The sequence below is a fragment of the Pseudomonas sp. TWR3-1-1 genome (genome assembly GCF_049896545.1).
In the GTDB taxonomy this organism is placed as follows: domain Bacteria; phylum Pseudomonadota; class Gammaproteobacteria; order Pseudomonadales; family Pseudomonadaceae; genus Aquipseudomonas; species Aquipseudomonas weihenstephanensis.
The window spans coordinates 292,458-307,548 of record NZ_JAFCUO010000002.1 but is presented as its reverse complement, the minus strand read 5'-3'; the positions used below and the strand labels follow the sequence as shown (position 1 = coordinate 307,548).

The following is a 15,091-nucleotide window of genomic DNA, read 5'->3' as shown; positions in this document are numbered from 1 at the left end:
AGAAATGTTTCAACGCTGCGCCAGCTATGCGATGCTGGCGTTCTGCTTATTTGCCGACTACAGCTTAAGAAACGACTGTAGGAAATGGCCGCAGCCCTTTGATCCAGCCCACCAGGGCATCCATCGCACAGGGAGCCTGCATGCTGACCCTGCTTAATCTGCTTTCCGCCGTGACCTTGCTGATTTGGGGCACGCACATTGTCCGGACCGGCATTCTGCGGGTCTACGGTTCAAACCTGCGCCATGTGATTGGGCAAAACGTGTCCAAACGCATGCTGGCGTTTGTCGCCGGGATCGTGGTCACGGCCATGGTGCAGAGCAGCAACGCCACCGCGATGCTGGTCACCTCGTTTGTTGGCCAGGGCTTGATGGCATTGACGCCAGCCCTGGCCACGATGCTCGGGGCGGATGTCGGCACGGCGCTGATGGCGCGGGTGCTGACTTTTGACCTGTCGTGGTTGTCGCCGCTGCTGATTTTTCTCGGGGTGATTTTTTTCCTGTCGCGCAAGCAAACCCGCGCGGGCCAGTTGGGCCGGGTGGGCATCGGCCTGGGCCTGATCATTCTGGCCCTGCAACTGATCGTCGAAGCCGCCGCCCCCATCACTCAGGCCCAAGGCGTCAAAGTGATTTTCGCCTCGTTGACGGGCGACATCTTGCTCGATGCGTTGATCGGCGCCCTGTTCGCCATGATTTCCTACTCCAGCCTGGCCGCCGTGCTGCTCACGGCCACACTGGCGGGCGCAGGTGTGATCAGCTTGCCGGTGGCCATTGGCCTGGTCATAGGGGCCAATATCGGCAGTGGCGTGCTGGCGTTTCTCAGCACCAGCATGCAAAACGCCGCCGGGCGCCAAGTGGCATTGGGCAGTCTGTTGTACAAGTTGTTTGGGTTGCTGTTGATCATCCCGGTGCTTGACCCGCTGGTGGCGTGGATGGACACCCTCAGTTACAGCGCCCAAGAGTTGGTGATTGGCTTTCATCTGCTCTACAACACCGCGCGGTGTTTCTTGATGCTGCCCACCGTCGGCCTGATGGCCCGGGCGTGCGCCTGGTTATTGCCCGAGCGCGAGCAGGCCAACGGCGCAGTCAAACCCCGCCATCTGGACCTTACAGCGCTGGAAACCCCAAGCCTGGCGTTGGCCAACGCGGTACGTGAAACCCTGCGCATTGGCGACTTGATCGACAACATGCTGGTGAACATGCTCGACGTGCTGCGCGGTAAGCAAACCGCCGTCACCCAAGAGATGCGCACCCTGGCCGATGACGTCGAAGTGCTCTACAGCGCGGTCAAACTGTATCTGGCACAAATGCCCCGCGAGGACTTGGGCGAGCAAGACAGTCGGCGCTGGGCTGAAATCATCGAACTGGCGATCAACCTCAAGCTGGCCAGTGACCTTATCGAACGCATGCTGCGCAAAGTGCAGCAACAGAAGACCTCCAAACGCCGCTCCTTCTCTGAAGACGGGCTTGAAGAGTTGACCGGTTTGCAGCGCCAGTTGATCGACAACCTGCGACTCGGGCTGACGGTCTTCCTCACCGGTGACCCGCAAAGTGCCCGGCAATTACTGCGTGAAAAACGCCGTTTTCGTGCGCAGGAGCGGCGCTTGGCCCACGCTCACGTCAGCCGTTTACAGCGCAAAATCACCCAAAGCATTGAAACCAGCTCCATGCACCTGGAACTGATCGCCGACATGCAACGCCTCAACTCGTTGTTTTGCGCCAGCGCCTACGTGGTGCTCGAAACCTCTGAAACCGGCGCATTGCTGCTCGATGAGATCACTGACACCACACACTCGCCTTGAACGTTGCGCAATTCACTGTTGTCAGTCTTTAAGCAGCGACTAACCTGCACTGACTGCTTCATCACCCAACAGGGATTCAGGGATTTTTTATGCGTTGCCTGCTGTTCATCTGCCTGCTGCTTGGCGCAGCCCAGAGTTTTGCCCTTGATCGCTCCAGTGTTGAGGGCTATCAACTGCCCAACGGCCTGCAACTGATCCTCAAGCCCACCCGTGATAGCGGCCATGTGTCGATTCGTTTGGTGGTGGGCGTCGGGCTGGACGATTTCAGCTGTGCCGACCAACAACTGCCGCACTTGCTGGAGCATTTGTTGTTCAGCGGCACAGACGACACCGGCGAGGGCGGGCTTGAAGAACGCATGCAGGCGCTGGGCGGTGAGTGGAACGCCTTTACCAGCCACGCAGACACCACGTTTGTGATCGAGGCCCCGGCAAAGAACCAGCGCAAGGTGCTCGACCTGTTACTCAGCTTATTGACGCAAACCCAGCTCACCGAACAGCGCATTGCAGAGGCCAAGCAAGTGGTTGAGCGCGAAGACGGCGGCCATTACTCGCACTTGCAACGTTGGCTCGATCGGCAGGACGTGGGCCACAGCGCCAGTAATCAACTGGCGGTTGAGCTGGGCCTCAAATGCGCCGAGCGCGCGCAGGTTCAGGGCCTCACCCGTGAACAGCTCGAAACCGTGCGCAAGGCGTGGTACGCGCCCAATAACATGACGCTGATTATCGTCGGCGAACTCGACCGCGTGTTGCCGGCCTATCTGGAGCGTACCTATGGGGCGCTGGAGCCGGTCGATCCCAGCGATCACAAACCGTTGGCCGACATTGACGCCCGCGCCGACGCAGAGCGCGTGTTGCTGCGCGGCGTCGTCGGTGACACGGCCAAGCTGCACTGGCTGTTGCCGGAACCGGTGATTGCGGGCCAAAGCGACGACACCTGGGACTTGCTGCGCGATTACCTAGAGTGGGCGCTGTACAGCGAACTGCGGCTCAAACACGGGTTGTCGTACGGGCCGTGGTCAGAGCGCGAGGTGTTTGGCGGCGTAGGATTCTTGAGCCTCAATGCCGACCTTGAACGCGACGATGTGGCCAAGGCCCAGCAGGTCATGTCCCAACTCAAAGCTCAACTGCTCAACGACGGCCTCGACCCGCAGCGCTTCGCCCGCCTCAAGCAAGCGGCCATTGCGCGGCAGGCGTGGGCGGTGCAGGGCAACAGTGCGCTGGCCGATTATTACTGGAGCGCGCTGGGTGACTATGACCAAAGCCGCTTTGCCGATCCGGCCAAACGCTTGCAGGCTGTGAGCCTGGAGGAGGCCAATCATGCGTTGCGCCAGTTGTTTGCAGAGCCGGGTTACGTGCGCATCGAAAAGCCGCTGTTCAGCTATAACGGCTTGAGCGGGGTGATTCTGGCGGCGCTGGCGCTGCTGGTGTTGATCGGGCTGGGTTGGCGTGTTTGGCGTCATCGTCATCAGTGAGCGCGTAATTGTCCGAGTCCGACATCCCTTGATACCGTAAAATCATTGCCATTTCGCGGCCGGTTAATCCGGCCGCCAGCGTGCGGAGTATTCATCGTGAGCGAGCGTTCCAATCCTTGGCAATTGCAAACCATCGTCAGCCAGTTGCGCACGGCGCGTAATCAATGGCGCACGCAGAACGGGCGTGTCAGTGGCGAGCTGGGCGGGCGTGAACTGCCCTCGCGTGCAGCGATGGCCGATATTCTGGAAGCGCTGTGCGGAGCATTGTTCCCCATGCGTCTTGGCCCGGTGGACCTGCGCGAAGAAAGCGAAGACTTCTACGTCGGCCACACGCTGGACGTGGCGCTCAACGCCCTGCTGGCACAAGCGCGTCTGGAATTGCGTTACGCGGCGCGCCAAAGTGGCCAGCTCGATGACGGTGTGGATGCCACGGCCACTTTATTGATTCAGGATTTCGCCCTGGCCCTGCCGAGCTTGCGCAGCGTGCTCGACACCGACGTGCTGGCGGCCTATCACGGCGATCCGGCGGCGCGCAGTGTGGACGAAGTGCTGCTGTGCTATCCGGGGATTCTGGCGGTGATTCATCACCGTTTGGCGCACCACTTGTACCGTGCAGGTTTGCCTTTGCTGGCGCGCATCAGTGCCGAAATTGCCCACTCGGCCACCGGCATCGACATCCACCCCGGCGCGCAGATCGGCCGCAGCTTCTTCATCGACCACGGGACGGGCGTCGTGATTGGTGAAACCGCCATCATTGGCGAGCGCGTGAGGATTTATCAGGCCGTGACCCTGGGCGCCAAACGCTTCCCGGCGGACGAGTCGGGGCAATTGCAAAAAGGTCACCCGCGCCATCCGATTGTTGAGGACGACGTGGTGATTTATGCCGGGGCGACGATTTTGGGGCGCATCACCATTGGTCAGGGTTCGACCATCGGCGGCAATGTGTGGCTGACCCGCAGCGTACCGGCTGGGTGCAACCTGACCCAGGCCAACTTGCAACATGATGACGGGACGCAGAAGTAAGACCGGGGGCAACCTCGCCCCTCACCCGGGGCAGAGGGGCTTTTGATCGTGCATCACACCCAAATCCACCAATACCACTATCGGCAACTTTTGCCTCGCTGCCACATCGTGTACGCATTGCCTCTCTAGGATGACCCTCATCTGCTTGATGAGGTGCATCCATGAACCGCTCGAACGCAACCGCTGTGTCCCAACCCGGCGTGCCGATGAAGGTGCGCAATGTGAGCAAACGCTTCGGCGCTTTCACCGCGCTGGATGATGTGTCGCTGGAAGTCGCCGCCGGTGAACTGGTGTGTCTGCTCGGGCCGTCCGGCTGCGGCAAGACCACCCTGCTGCGTTGTATCGCAGGCCTTGAGCGTCAGGACAGCGGCGTGTTGTATCTGGGCAGTCGCGATGTGTCTGACCTCGCCCCGCAAGCGCGCGATTACGGCATTTTGTTTCAGTCCTACGCGTTATTCCCCAACCTCAGTGTCGAAGCCAACATCGCCTACGGGCTGGCGGGCAGCAACCGCGACGTGGTGCGCAAGCGCGTGAGCGAGATGCTCGAACTGGTGGGCCTGAACGGCAGCGAAAAGAAATTCCCCGGCCAGCTCTCGGGCGGCCAACAGCAACGTGTGGCTCTGGCCCGCGCCTTGGCGCCAGCGCCTTCGTTGTTGTTGCTGGATGAGCCGATGTCGGCCCTCGACGCCAGGGTTCGCGAGCATTTGTGTACGGAGTTGCGCCAACTGCAACGCCAGCTCGGTATCACCACGCTGATGGTCACGCACAACCAGGACGAAGCCATGCTCATGGCTGACCGCATCGCGGTGATGAACCACGGCAAGGTCGAGCAGTACGCAACCCCGCAGGCCATCTACAACAAACCCGCCACGCCGTTTGTGGCCGAGTTTGTCGGGCAGGGCAATTGGCTGCCGTTCCAGCGCAGCAGCGACAGCCACGCGCAGGTCGGCGGCCTGAACATGCGTTTGGCCGACGACGCCAGCGGTGTGGCGTCTGGCCGCCTGTTTTGCCGCCCCGAAGCCATCACCGTGAATCCGGTGCAGCATCAGGAAAACCTGTTCCCGGCGCGGGTGCGCGACATCACGTTTCTCGGCAATCGCTGCCGCATGCGTTTTGAACTCAACCACCTGCCGGGCCACGCCTTGACGGCCGAAGTGGGTAGCCACGACCTGCCGCGCCTGGGCAATCAGGACATCGTGGTCGCCCTGCCGCCGAGCTGCTTGCAGGTGTTTGCCTGAGATGGCCGCTGACATGACGCTGCCGCACACCGGCAAAATGACCGGCCTCACGTCGCGAGCCGAGCGCGCTGACAAGATTTTCGTGGTCGGCGGCAAATGGCTGCTGCTGTTGCTATTGGGCGTCGCGGTGTTGATGCCGTTGCTGGCGATTTTCTGGCGCGGGTTCAGTGCAGCAGACGGCCAGGGTGGGGGTTGGATCGCTGCGCGGGAGCTGGTCAGCAGTGACAACTTCCATTGGTTGCTGGGCAACAGCCTTAAGGTGTCGCTGAGCGTGGCGGTCATTGTCGTCCCGCTGGCATACCTGTTTGCCTACGCCCTGCAACGCACGATGATTCCCGGCAAGCGCGTGTGGCGCGGGCTATCGCTGTTGCCGCTGATGGCACCGTCGATGCTGCCGGGCATTGCGCTGGTGTACCTGTTCGGCAATCAGGGCCTGTTGCGCGGTCTGGTGTCAGACAACATTTATGGCTTCTGGGGCATCGTGCTGGGCGAAGCAATCTACACCTTTCCGCATGCGCTGATGATCTTGCTGTCGGCGTTGTCGCTGGCCGATGCGCGCCTGTTTGACGCGGCATCGAGCATGGGTGCCGGGTCGTTCAAAGCCTTTCGCAGCATTACCTGGCCGGGCACAAAACAAGCCGTGTTCGCAGCGTTCTGCCTGGTATTTACCCTGACCATCACCGACTTCGGCGTGCCCGTCGTGGTAGGCGGCGATTACCAAGTGCTGGCGCTGGAGGCTTATAAAGCCGTGGTTGGCCAGCAGCAATTTGGGCGCGGGGCCTTGATTGGCATGGTCTTGTTGCTGCCTGCACTGTTGAGCTTCGGCGTGGATGCGTGGCTGCGCCGTCAGCAGGGCGACTCAATGAGCGGTCGCGCTCAAGTGTTCAAGCCTGTGCCTGGCAAAGGGCGCGACCGCTGCTACCTGGCCATCGTGATGCTGATATGCGCCGCTCTGTTACTGGTATTCGGGATGGCGGTGTACGCCTCACTGGTCAAGTTCTGGCCGTACAACCTGTCGTTGTCGTTGCATCACTATCAGTTCAACGACACGGCGGGCGGCGGTTGGCTGGCCTATCGCAATAGCCTGACGATGGCGTTTTACACGGCGTTGATCGGCAGCGCGGTGATCTTCACGGGTGCCTACCTGATGGAGAAAACCAAAGGCCAAAAAGGCCTGAATCTGGCGCTGCGCATGCTCAGTTTTGTGCCGATGGCTGTGCCGGGTCTGGTGTTGGGGCTGGGCTACGTGTTCTTTTTCAATGTGCCCGGCAATCCGCTGCATGTGCTGTACGGCAGCATGATCCTGCTGGTGGTGTGCACCATTGCTCATTATTTGACCACCGCACACATGACCGCCACCACGGCCCTGCGCCAGCTCGATAGCGAGTTCGAAGCCGCCGCGCTGTCGCTCAAGGCGCCGCTGTACCGCCACTACTTGCGGGTCACGGTGCCGATTTGCCTGCCGGCGTTGCTGGACATCGTGCGCTACCTGTTCGTCTCGGCCATGACCACGGTGTCGGCTGCGATCTTCCTCTACAGCCCGGACACCATCCTTGCGGCGGTGGCGGTGTTGAACATGGATGACGCAGGCAACGTAGGCGGCGCGGCCGCGATGTCGACCTTGATTCTGTTCACCTCGGCGGGTGTCTCCCTGTTGTTGGCCTGGGCGTCGCGCGGCGTGCTGCGTCGCTCCCAAGCCTGGCGTCAGGACGTACCTGCGCAATGATTCGTGCCCCTAAAACCAAAAGGAAACGCACCATGTTCAAGCCTCTTGCTCTTGTTGCTGCTGTCCTCACTGCGTTTAGCGTCAATGCGTTTGCGGCCAAAACCGAGTTGACGGTGTACACCGCCCTCGAAGCCGAGCAGCTCAAGACCTACAAGCAAGCCTTCGAGAAAGCCAACCCGGACGTCGAAATCAGATGGGTGCGTGACTCCACGGGCATCATCACCGCCAAACTGCTGGCCGAAAAAGCCCGTCCACAAGCGGATGCCGTGTGGGGACTGGCGGCGTCAAGCCTGGCGATCCTTGATCAACAAGGCATGTTGCAGCCTTATGCACCCAAAGACTTGAGCAAAATCGGCCCGAACTACCGCGATGCCGCCAACCCCCCGGCGTGGGTGGGCATGGACGTGTGGGCCGCGACCCTGTGTTTCAACACCATCGAGGCTGAAAAACAGGGGCTGACCAAGCCTGTGAGCTGGCAAGACCTGACCAAGCCTGAGTACAAAGGCAAGATCGTAATGCCCAACCCGGCGTCGTCCGGCACGGGGTTTCTGGACGTGAGCGCGTGGCTGCAAACCTTTGGCGAAAAGCAGGGCTGGCAGTTCATGGACGACTTGCACCAGAACATTGGTCAATACGTTCACTCCGGTTCCAAGCCGTGCAAATTGGCGGCGGCGGGTGAGTTTCCGATAGGGATCTCGTTTGAATACCCGGCGGTGCAGCTCAAGCGTCAGGGCGCGCCCCTGGACATCATCTTGCCCAAAGAGGGGTTGGGCTGGGAGATCGAAGCCACGGCGCTGATCAAAGGCACACCGCATGCGGAAGCGGCGCAAAAGCTGGCGGATTTTTCGGCGAGTCCGCAGGCGATGGAGCTTTATAAAGAAAATTTTGCGGTGTTGGCCCAGCCGGGGATTGCCAAGCCGCAGACGGAGTTGCCCGCTGATTACGAGCAGCGGCTGATTAAAAACGACTTTGTGTGGGCTTCGCAGAACCGCGATCAAATTTTGACCGAATGGCGTAAGCGCTATGACGGCAAGTCTGAGAAAGCGGCGCCGTAAAGTCCCTAAGGGTTAAGTCAGACAAGGAATCCGCAATGCCCCCATCCCCTCCAGTTCTCATCGTCGGCGCCGGTATTTTGGGCCTGTCCCATGCCTACGCCGCTGCCAGGCGCGGGCTTAAGGTCCGGGTTTTCGAACGCACCGCCACGCCACTGGGTGCCTCGGTGCGCAACTTTGGCCAGGCGCTGGTCACCGGCCAGCCACCCGGTGTGATGCTGGACCTGGCCCGCGCCAGCCGCGACATCTGGGCTCAATGGTCACAACAGGCAGGCTTCGAACTCAAGCGCAACGGCTCTTACCTGTTCGCGCGCACCGAAGCCGAAGAGCACCTGCTCGATGCCTTCTGCCAAAATCGTGCCCCGGCCTATGGCTATCGCGCCGAGTTACTGCGCGCAGGGGATCTGCGCGATTTGTACGGCGGCCAGTTCAAACACCACCGCGCCGCCTTGCATGGGCTGGACGATCAACAGGTCTACTCACGCGAAGCCATCCCGGCATTGATCGAGTTTCTGCACCGCGAGCTGGGTGTCGAATTTCATTTCTCGACGCTGGTGCGCGAGGTTGAACCGGGCGTGGTACACACCACGGCTGGCACTTTCAGCGGCGCTCACGTCATTGTCTGTTCGGGCCATGACTACCAGACGCTATTAGCGCAACCGATGGCGCGGCTTGACCCGAAAATCTGTCGCCTGCAAATGCTGCGCGTACGCCCTGCGGTGGATTTAAACCTGCAACACGCCTTGCTCACGGGTTTGAGCTGCGTGCATTACGGTGCGTTCGCCGACCTGCCCGAAGCCGCAGCGGTGCGGGCGAACATCCTGCGTGACAGCCCGCACCTGGATGAACACGGCATTCACCTGCTGATCAGCCCTACGCCGCACGGGGATTTGATCGTCGGCGATTCTCACGATTACGCTGACGATCCATCCCCCTTTAACGGCGAACAGGTCGACAACTGGATGCTGCAACTGTGCGAAGACACACTGGGTTGTCGCGTGCAGGTGGTCGAGCGCTGGCAAGGTGTCTATGGCGCTAAAGGCGCCAAACCGTTTACGTGGTTAAGCGTCGCGCCTGGCCTGAATGCAGCACTGATGCATACAGGCGTGGGGATGAGCGTTGGCCCCGCCATGGCCGAGGCCAACATCGCCCGGATGCTGGAGGAGCTGTGATGAGGAACGCGCAGCAGGTGGTTGAAGAGGTATTTGGCCTGTATCAGCAATATGGTGCTGACGATTACATCGGCGAACCGGTGTCGCAGATCGAGCACATGTCCCAGGCCGCACAGCTGGCGTTGGCGCAAGGGTATGACGATGAAGTGGTGCTGGCGGCGTTCTTTCACGATATCGGGCACATTTGCGCCAAAACCGCGAACAACATGGGCGGTTACGGTGTGATCAGCCACGAGTTGCTGGGCGCCAGGTATCTGCGCGATCAAGGCTTCAGTGAGCGCATCGCCAAACTGGTGGAGTACCACGTACAGGCCAAACGCTACCTCACACTGCGTCAGCCGGGCTATTACGCCCTATTGAGTGAGGCCAGCCTGCGAACCCTGGGTTATCAGGGCGGGGTCATGAGTGACGCCGAGGCTGACGCGTTCGAGCAAGACCCGCTGTGCGCCCTGAGCTTGCGCATGCGGGTGTGGGATGAACAGGCCAAGGCCATGAACGTACCGCTGATCGACTTGAACCTGCTCAAGGGCAAAGCGTTAAAGCTGCTGGCCTGAGCTGTGTAGTCGCTGGCGCAGGCTGCGATAAGGGCCGCAGGCCCTTCAACATAAGTGGGCCGCTGCGCAACCCATCGCAGCCTCGTGCCTCTTTGCGACAGCGTCCGGCATCAAATCTGCTCGGCCAGCGCTTCGATTTGCGCTTGGCGTTCGGCCTGGCTCAGTTTCGGGTGCGGGTTGAGGGACGACCATTGCGGGTGTGCCCGCGCTTTGCTCAGCGCCTCTGGCAGTTTGCCTTCGCGCCAGGTTTTCTCTTGCGGTGTTGCCACCTTGATACTGTCCACCGCCGCGTGCCCCCGCGCATTCAGCGCACGCAGCAGTTGGCGTTGGCGCAAGGCCAGCAAGCGCAACACGCTGTCGTCCACGGTCAGTTCGCGTTGACCTTTGATCTTGCCCAGCAGGCGGCTGCCGTAACTGCGCGCGGTTTGCAGGGCGCCACCGGCAATGGCACCGGCCAACGCCGCCGCGCCCAAGGTCAGGCCGCCGACCATCAAGTCCACACCCGCCCCCGCCGCGGCGCCCGCGGCAATACCGCCGCCCACCCGCACGCCCAGTTGCTTGAGGGTTTCAGGGTTGAACAGGTCATCGCCCCAGCGCCCGTCCAGCAGCGGCAAATCGCTGGCCGCTGCGTCGCTGGCGCGAAAGCCATAGAGCTTGAGCAAGGCTTCGACGCAACGTTGTTCACGTTGGCGAATGGCCTGTCGCAGTTGGTTGATGGCGTCTTGCTCGGCACTTTTTTCGCTGATTACGCTGCGCCGACACGCGGCGCAATCAATCAGCAATTCGGCGATCAGGCGCAATGCGCTGTGCTTGCGCGCCACGCGTTGAGCCTGCTGGTCAGTGATTAGGCGCTGCAACGCGTCCCGTGAGTGCTCCAGCAACAGCGCCAGGCTTTCATACAAACGGCGCTCGCCGTCTTCGGGCGGGGCCACGCTGTCGAAGCGCACCAACGCATGCAAGCCCAGACGCGCCAGTGCGTCGCGCCATTCGGGTTCGCGTTGCTGCGGGTTGCTGACGAAATTCAATACTGGCAGCAACGGTTTGCCGCAACTGGCCAGCACACTGAGTTCGTCGCGGTACTTGGCCAGCACCGGTTCGCGGGCATCAATCACGTACAGCCCCGCATCCGAGGCCAGCAATTGGCGCAACACTTTGGCTTCTTGCTCAAAGCGCTGGCGGGCCTCGCTGCCTTCAAGAAAGCGCGCGACGCGCGCCGGGCCGTCCAGACGTTCGCCGGGGCGGTCGAGGCGCTCAAGGTAGTCGAGCAGCGCAATGGCATCTTCCAGCCCCGGTGTGTCGTACAACTCCAGTAACGGCTCGCCGTCCACCGACAGCCGCGCCCCTTCGACATGCCGAGTGGTGCTGGGGCGATGGGACACTTCACCGAAACCCACATCCCGCGTGAGGGTGCGCAATAGCGAGGTTTTGCCGACATTGGTGTGGCCGACCACGGCCAGCGTCAGAGGCTTAGTCATGACCTGTCTCCAGCCAGTTCAAGGGGGCGCTGGTGGCGAACGGCAGGCCCAGTTGCTTGAGCGCGGTGTGCCAGTCGCTCAGGCGGTCGGCGTCCAGCGCCTGGCCGGGCGGGGCTTGCAGCAGCCAGACCCGTGTTTGAGCAGCGCTGCGGGCCAGTTCGCCGATTAACGCCAGGCTGCCGCGATCCGGTGAGCGCCTGGGGTCACAGGCAATCGCCAGCCGCGCAGGCGGGAAACGGGTCATTTGCTCCAGCAGGGTTTGGCGTGATTCGCGGCTGTCGAGGATGCCTGCGTCTTTCACCGTTGCGGGCAATGTGGGCGGCCACGGGTGTTGGTCGTCGAGTTCGATGGCCACGATCAGTGCGCCATCGGTGTGCAGATCTGTGTTCCCAGCCTGTACCGTGTGCAGTTGCTCGGGCGCGATGTCGTTCACGCCAAGGCGTTCGCTGCTCGGCATCAAGGTTTCGCGCAGTTGACTGTAGCCGGGCAAGTTGAGGTCCAGTTGCAGCGCATTGCGCCCGCTCTTCCAGCGCCAGCGGCAGAAAAGGTAAAGCAGCAAGCGCGGGATCACGCCATAAATAAGGACCGCGCCGACAAGCCAGATCGCCCACGACTGACGTACCAGTTCGTTGTTGTAGAGGCTGCTGTCAGTGCTGACGAGGATCATTTCCACCGTGGGCACGCTGAACCCCAGCCAGTTCGGCAGAGCGCCCAGTGCCCGTGTGGCGGCGACAAACGCATCGGCCCCCAGAATGGTGGTTTCCCAGATAAACCCGTAGCGGCGGGTGGCCATGAGCAGCAGCATCATCACCAATGCGCTGAGCATTGCCAGCAGCCACAGCCCGTTGACCAATGCGCCGAGCGCCCAGCGATTGAGCTTGCGCCGTTGCAGCAACAACAGGAGGGCGGGGGCCAGTTGGGCGGCCTTGGCATCGCGGGCGAGCTTGTCGCTGAGCCACAGCCATACGCGGCCAAGGCTGGCGCCGTGCTCACCGGCCAACAGCAGGCCAAGCACCCAACTGAGCAATAAAATCGAGTTGAGGCCCAGCAGGCTGCCCAGCGCCCAGAACACATTAACCGGGGTTTGCCCGTTGCCCAGCGCGGCAAAGGCCAGCCCTGCGCCACTGATCACGGCCAACACCGCCAGCACCAGCACCGCCAGCCGTGCGCCTTGTAGCCAATGGTGCAGGGCGCTGAGCAAACCATCGCGTTCAGCCAACCACAAGGCCCGATGCTCAAGGCGGTGGGTCAGGTCGCCGCCGCTGCTGCGGGCGCGACGATTGGCTTCCTGGTCATCCAGCGGGCCCGCGTGTTCTTCGCGCAGGCGCACGGTTTCAGTCAGCCACAGGCGTTGCAAAGGGGAAAGTTGAGTCACAGGCCAATCCATTCAAGTGAGCCAAGAGCATAACCGCTGTTACGTCGCACGGGGTACTGCGGGCGCGGGTCGCTCTGGTATCCTCGCCAGCATGAAAAAAACTCTCCCCCTCAGCCTGATCGCAGCCCTCGGTGAAAACCGCGTGATCGGCGTCGATAACAGCATGCCGTGGCATTTGCCGGCGGATTTCAAATATTTCAAGGCCACCACCCTGGGCAAGCCGATCATTATGGGTCGCAAAACCTGGGATTCGCTGGGCCGCCCTTTACCGGGGCGCTTGAACCTGGTGGTCAGTCGTCAGGCCGACTTGCAGCTTGAAGGTGCCGAGGTGTTTGCCTCGCTCGATGCGGCCGTGGAGCGCGCACAGGCGTGGGCCAAAGAGCAGGGCGTGAGCGAAGTGATGTTGATTGGCGGCGCGCAGTTGTACACCCAGGCGCTGGCAGATGCCGACCGGTTGTACCTGACGCGTGTGGGGCTTAGCCCGCAAGGCGATGCGTGGTTCCCTGAGTTTGATCAGGCGCAGTGGACGCGGGTGTCGAATGAGCCGCATGCGGCTGAAGAGGGCAAGCCGGGTTTCAGTTTTGAGGTGTGGGAAAGGGTCTAACATTTTGTAAACGCTTTACGCGCAGTTGCGTATGCGTTGCCGAAGGCTGCGATCTTTTGCTCTTGAAGCTCGCAGCCTGCGGCAGTTCCAACGGGGTTACGCGAATTTACGCGTGCGCCAGCTCACCATGATCGTCTTCAGCCAAAATGGCTTTATCCGTTTCATTCATGATCTGGCTGGTTACCGTACCGGCGACCATTGCGCCACTCACGTTCAAGGCCGTGCGGCCCATGTCGATCAGCGGCTCGACCGAGATCAGCAACGCCACCAGCGACACCGGCAAGCCCATCGCTGGCAAGACGATCAGCGCGGCGAAGGTTGCACCACCGCCCACGCCCGCCACACCGGCCGAACTCAGGGTCACAATCGCTACCAGCGTGGCAATCCACAGCGGGTCCAGCGGGTTGATACCCACGGTGGGGGCAACCATCACCGCCAGCATCGCCGGGTACAGACCGGCACAGCCGTTTTGCCCGATGGTCGCGCCAAACGAGGCCGCGAAGCTGGCGATGGACGACGGAATCCCCAGGCGACGGGTTTGCGCTTCAATGCTCAACGGGATGCTGGCGGCGCTCGAACGGCTGGTGAACGCGAACGTCAGCACTGGCCATACTTTGCGGAAGAAACGCAGCGGGTTAACCCCGGAAAACGACACAATCACGCCGTGAATCACGAACATCAGCGCCAGGCCGATGTAGGACACCACCACAAAGCTGCCGAGTTTGATGATGTCTTGCAGGTTGGACATGGCGACCACTTTGGTCATCAAGGCCAGCACGCCGTACGGGGTGAGCTTCATCACCAGACGCACCAGACGCATCACCCAGGCTTGCAGGGTGTCGATGGCGTTAAGCACTTTGCTGCCTTTTTCAGGCTCGTCCTTGAACAGTTGCAGCGCAGCAACCCCCAGGAACGCGGCAAAGATCACCACGCTGATGATCGACGTCGGCTTGGCACGGGCCAAGTCAGCAAACGGGTTTTGCGGGATGAACGACAGCAGCAACTGCGGCACATTCAGGTCGGCCACTTTACCGGCGTAATCGCTCTGGATGATTTGCAGGCGGCTCATTTCAGCTGCGCCCGCCACCAGGCCGTCAGCCGTGAGGCCGAACAGGTTGGTCAGGCCGATGCCGACCAGCGCTGCAATCATGGTGGTGAACAGCAGGGTGCCGATGGTCAGAAAGCTGATCTTGCCCAACGACGATGCGTTGTGCAGGCGCGCGACCGCGCTGAGGATCGAAGCAAAGACCAGCGGAATCACGATCATTTGCAGCAGTTGCACATAGCCGCTGCCGACCAGATCGAACCAGCCGATAGAGGTTTTCAGGGTTGGGCTTTCTGCACCGTAGATCAGGTGCAAACCAAGACCAAACATCACACCGACAACCAGCGCCAGCAGGACTTTTTTCGCCAGGCTCCACGCGGTGTGGCGGGTCAGCGACAAGCCGAACAGCAACGCGAGGAACACCAGCAGATTGAGGATCAGCGGGTAATTCATGAAAGCTCCGGGGGGGCGACTTGTACCAGTCTTGGGTTGTAACAATTTCGAACCGGAAATGCTAACAGGTTGATATAGCTAGAAATATACCGTTCTGGAATGA

Annotated in this window: 12 protein-coding genes; 9 read left to right on the top strand and 3 right to left on the bottom strand. The window is 61.2% G+C overall.

Translation table 11 applies throughout. The features are described from left to right. Positions 1 to 140 precede the first annotated feature (140 nt). The 8 genes from ACP7A4_RS06960 to ACP7A4_RS06925 all read left to right on the top strand — a co-directional run bounded on the left by ACP7A4_RS06960 (position 141) and on the right by ACP7A4_RS06925 (position 10,036). Positions 141 to 1,799, top strand: a complete 1,659-nt coding sequence (locus ACP7A4_RS06960; RefSeq protein WP_048402276.1) for a Na/Pi cotransporter family protein — start codon at positions 141 to 143, stop codon at positions 1,797 to 1,799. An 89-nt stretch (positions 1,800 to 1,888) separates the two neighbouring features. Next, entirely contained in the window at positions 1,889 to 3,271 is a 1,383-nt protein-coding gene (locus ACP7A4_RS06955; RefSeq protein WP_059765648.1) for a M16 family metallopeptidase, read from the top strand. Positions 3,272 to 3,367: 96 nt separating this feature from the next. Continuing rightward, the gene (epsC, locus tag ACP7A4_RS06950) at positions 3,368 to 4,294 is read left to right on the top strand and encodes a serine O-acetyltransferase EpsC (RefSeq protein WP_048364000.1); all 927 of its coding nucleotides are present in this window, start codon (positions 3,368 to 3,370) and stop codon (positions 4,292 to 4,294) included. Positions 4,295 to 4,455: 161 nt separating this feature from the next. Continuing rightward, positions 4,456 to 5,532, top strand: a complete 1,077-nt coding sequence (locus ACP7A4_RS06945; protein ID WP_059765646.1) for a putative 2-aminoethylphosphonate ABC transporter ATP-binding protein — start codon at positions 4,456 to 4,458, stop codon at positions 5,530 to 5,532. Position 5,533: 1 nt separating this feature from the next. Beyond that, on the top strand, positions 5,534 to 7,258 hold the full coding sequence (locus ACP7A4_RS06940) for a putative 2-aminoethylphosphonate ABC transporter permease subunit (protein WP_426246135.1): 1,725 nt from the start codon (positions 5,534 to 5,536) through the stop codon (positions 7,256 to 7,258). A 32-nt stretch (positions 7,259 to 7,290) separates the two neighbouring features. Next, positions 7,291 to 8,313, top strand: coding sequence for a putative 2-aminoethylphosphonate ABC transporter substrate-binding protein (locus ACP7A4_RS06935; RefSeq protein WP_059765642.1), 1,023 nt, complete (start codon positions 7,291 to 7,293; stop codon positions 8,311 to 8,313). A gap of 35 nt (positions 8,314 to 8,348) precedes the next feature. Further along, positions 8,349 to 9,482, top strand: a complete 1,134-nt coding sequence (locus tag ACP7A4_RS06930; RefSeq protein WP_236442232.1) for a TIGR03364 family FAD-dependent oxidoreductase — start codon at positions 8,349 to 8,351, stop codon at positions 9,480 to 9,482. Next, a complete protein-coding gene (locus tag ACP7A4_RS06925) occupies positions 9,482 to 10,036 on the top strand; it encodes a phosphonate degradation HD-domain oxygenase (RefSeq protein WP_059765637.1) in 555 nt (184 codons plus the stop codon). Before ACP7A4_RS06930 ends, ACP7A4_RS06925 begins: the two co-directional genes overlap by 1 nt. Before the next feature lie 110 nt (positions 10,037 to 10,146). Here ACP7A4_RS06925 and ACP7A4_RS06920 read toward each other — a convergent pair whose 3' ends face one another. Together ACP7A4_RS06920 and ACP7A4_RS06915 are read right to left on the bottom strand one after the other, a co-directional pair. Further along, on the bottom strand, positions 10,147 to 11,511 hold the full coding sequence (locus ACP7A4_RS06920) for a GTPase/DUF3482 domain-containing protein (protein ID WP_426246132.1): 1,365 nt from the start codon (positions 11,509 to 11,511) through the stop codon (positions 10,147 to 10,149). After that, the gene (locus ACP7A4_RS06915; RefSeq protein WP_426246130.1) at positions 11,504 to 12,886 is read right to left on the bottom strand and encodes a DUF2868 domain-containing protein; all 1,383 of its coding nucleotides are present in this window, start codon (positions 12,884 to 12,886) and stop codon (positions 11,504 to 11,506) included. Before ACP7A4_RS06915 ends, ACP7A4_RS06920 begins: the two co-directional genes overlap by 8 nt. Before the next feature lie 91 nt (positions 12,887 to 12,977). Between ACP7A4_RS06915 and ACP7A4_RS06910 the strand changes: the two genes are divergently transcribed. Beyond that, complete coding sequence (locus tag ACP7A4_RS06910) at positions 12,978 to 13,490, top strand: dihydrofolate reductase (RefSeq protein WP_426246128.1); 513 nt, start codon at positions 12,978 to 12,980, stop codon at positions 13,488 to 13,490. 106 nt (positions 13,491 to 13,596) lie between these two features. On the opposite strand, the gene ACP7A4_RS06905 is transcribed toward ACP7A4_RS06910, so the two are convergent. Continuing rightward, on the bottom strand, positions 13,597 to 14,988 hold the full coding sequence (locus tag ACP7A4_RS06905; protein ID WP_059765627.1) for an L-cystine transporter: 1,392 nt from the start codon (positions 14,986 to 14,988) through the stop codon (positions 13,597 to 13,599). Positions 14,989 to 15,091 lie beyond the last annotated feature (103 nt).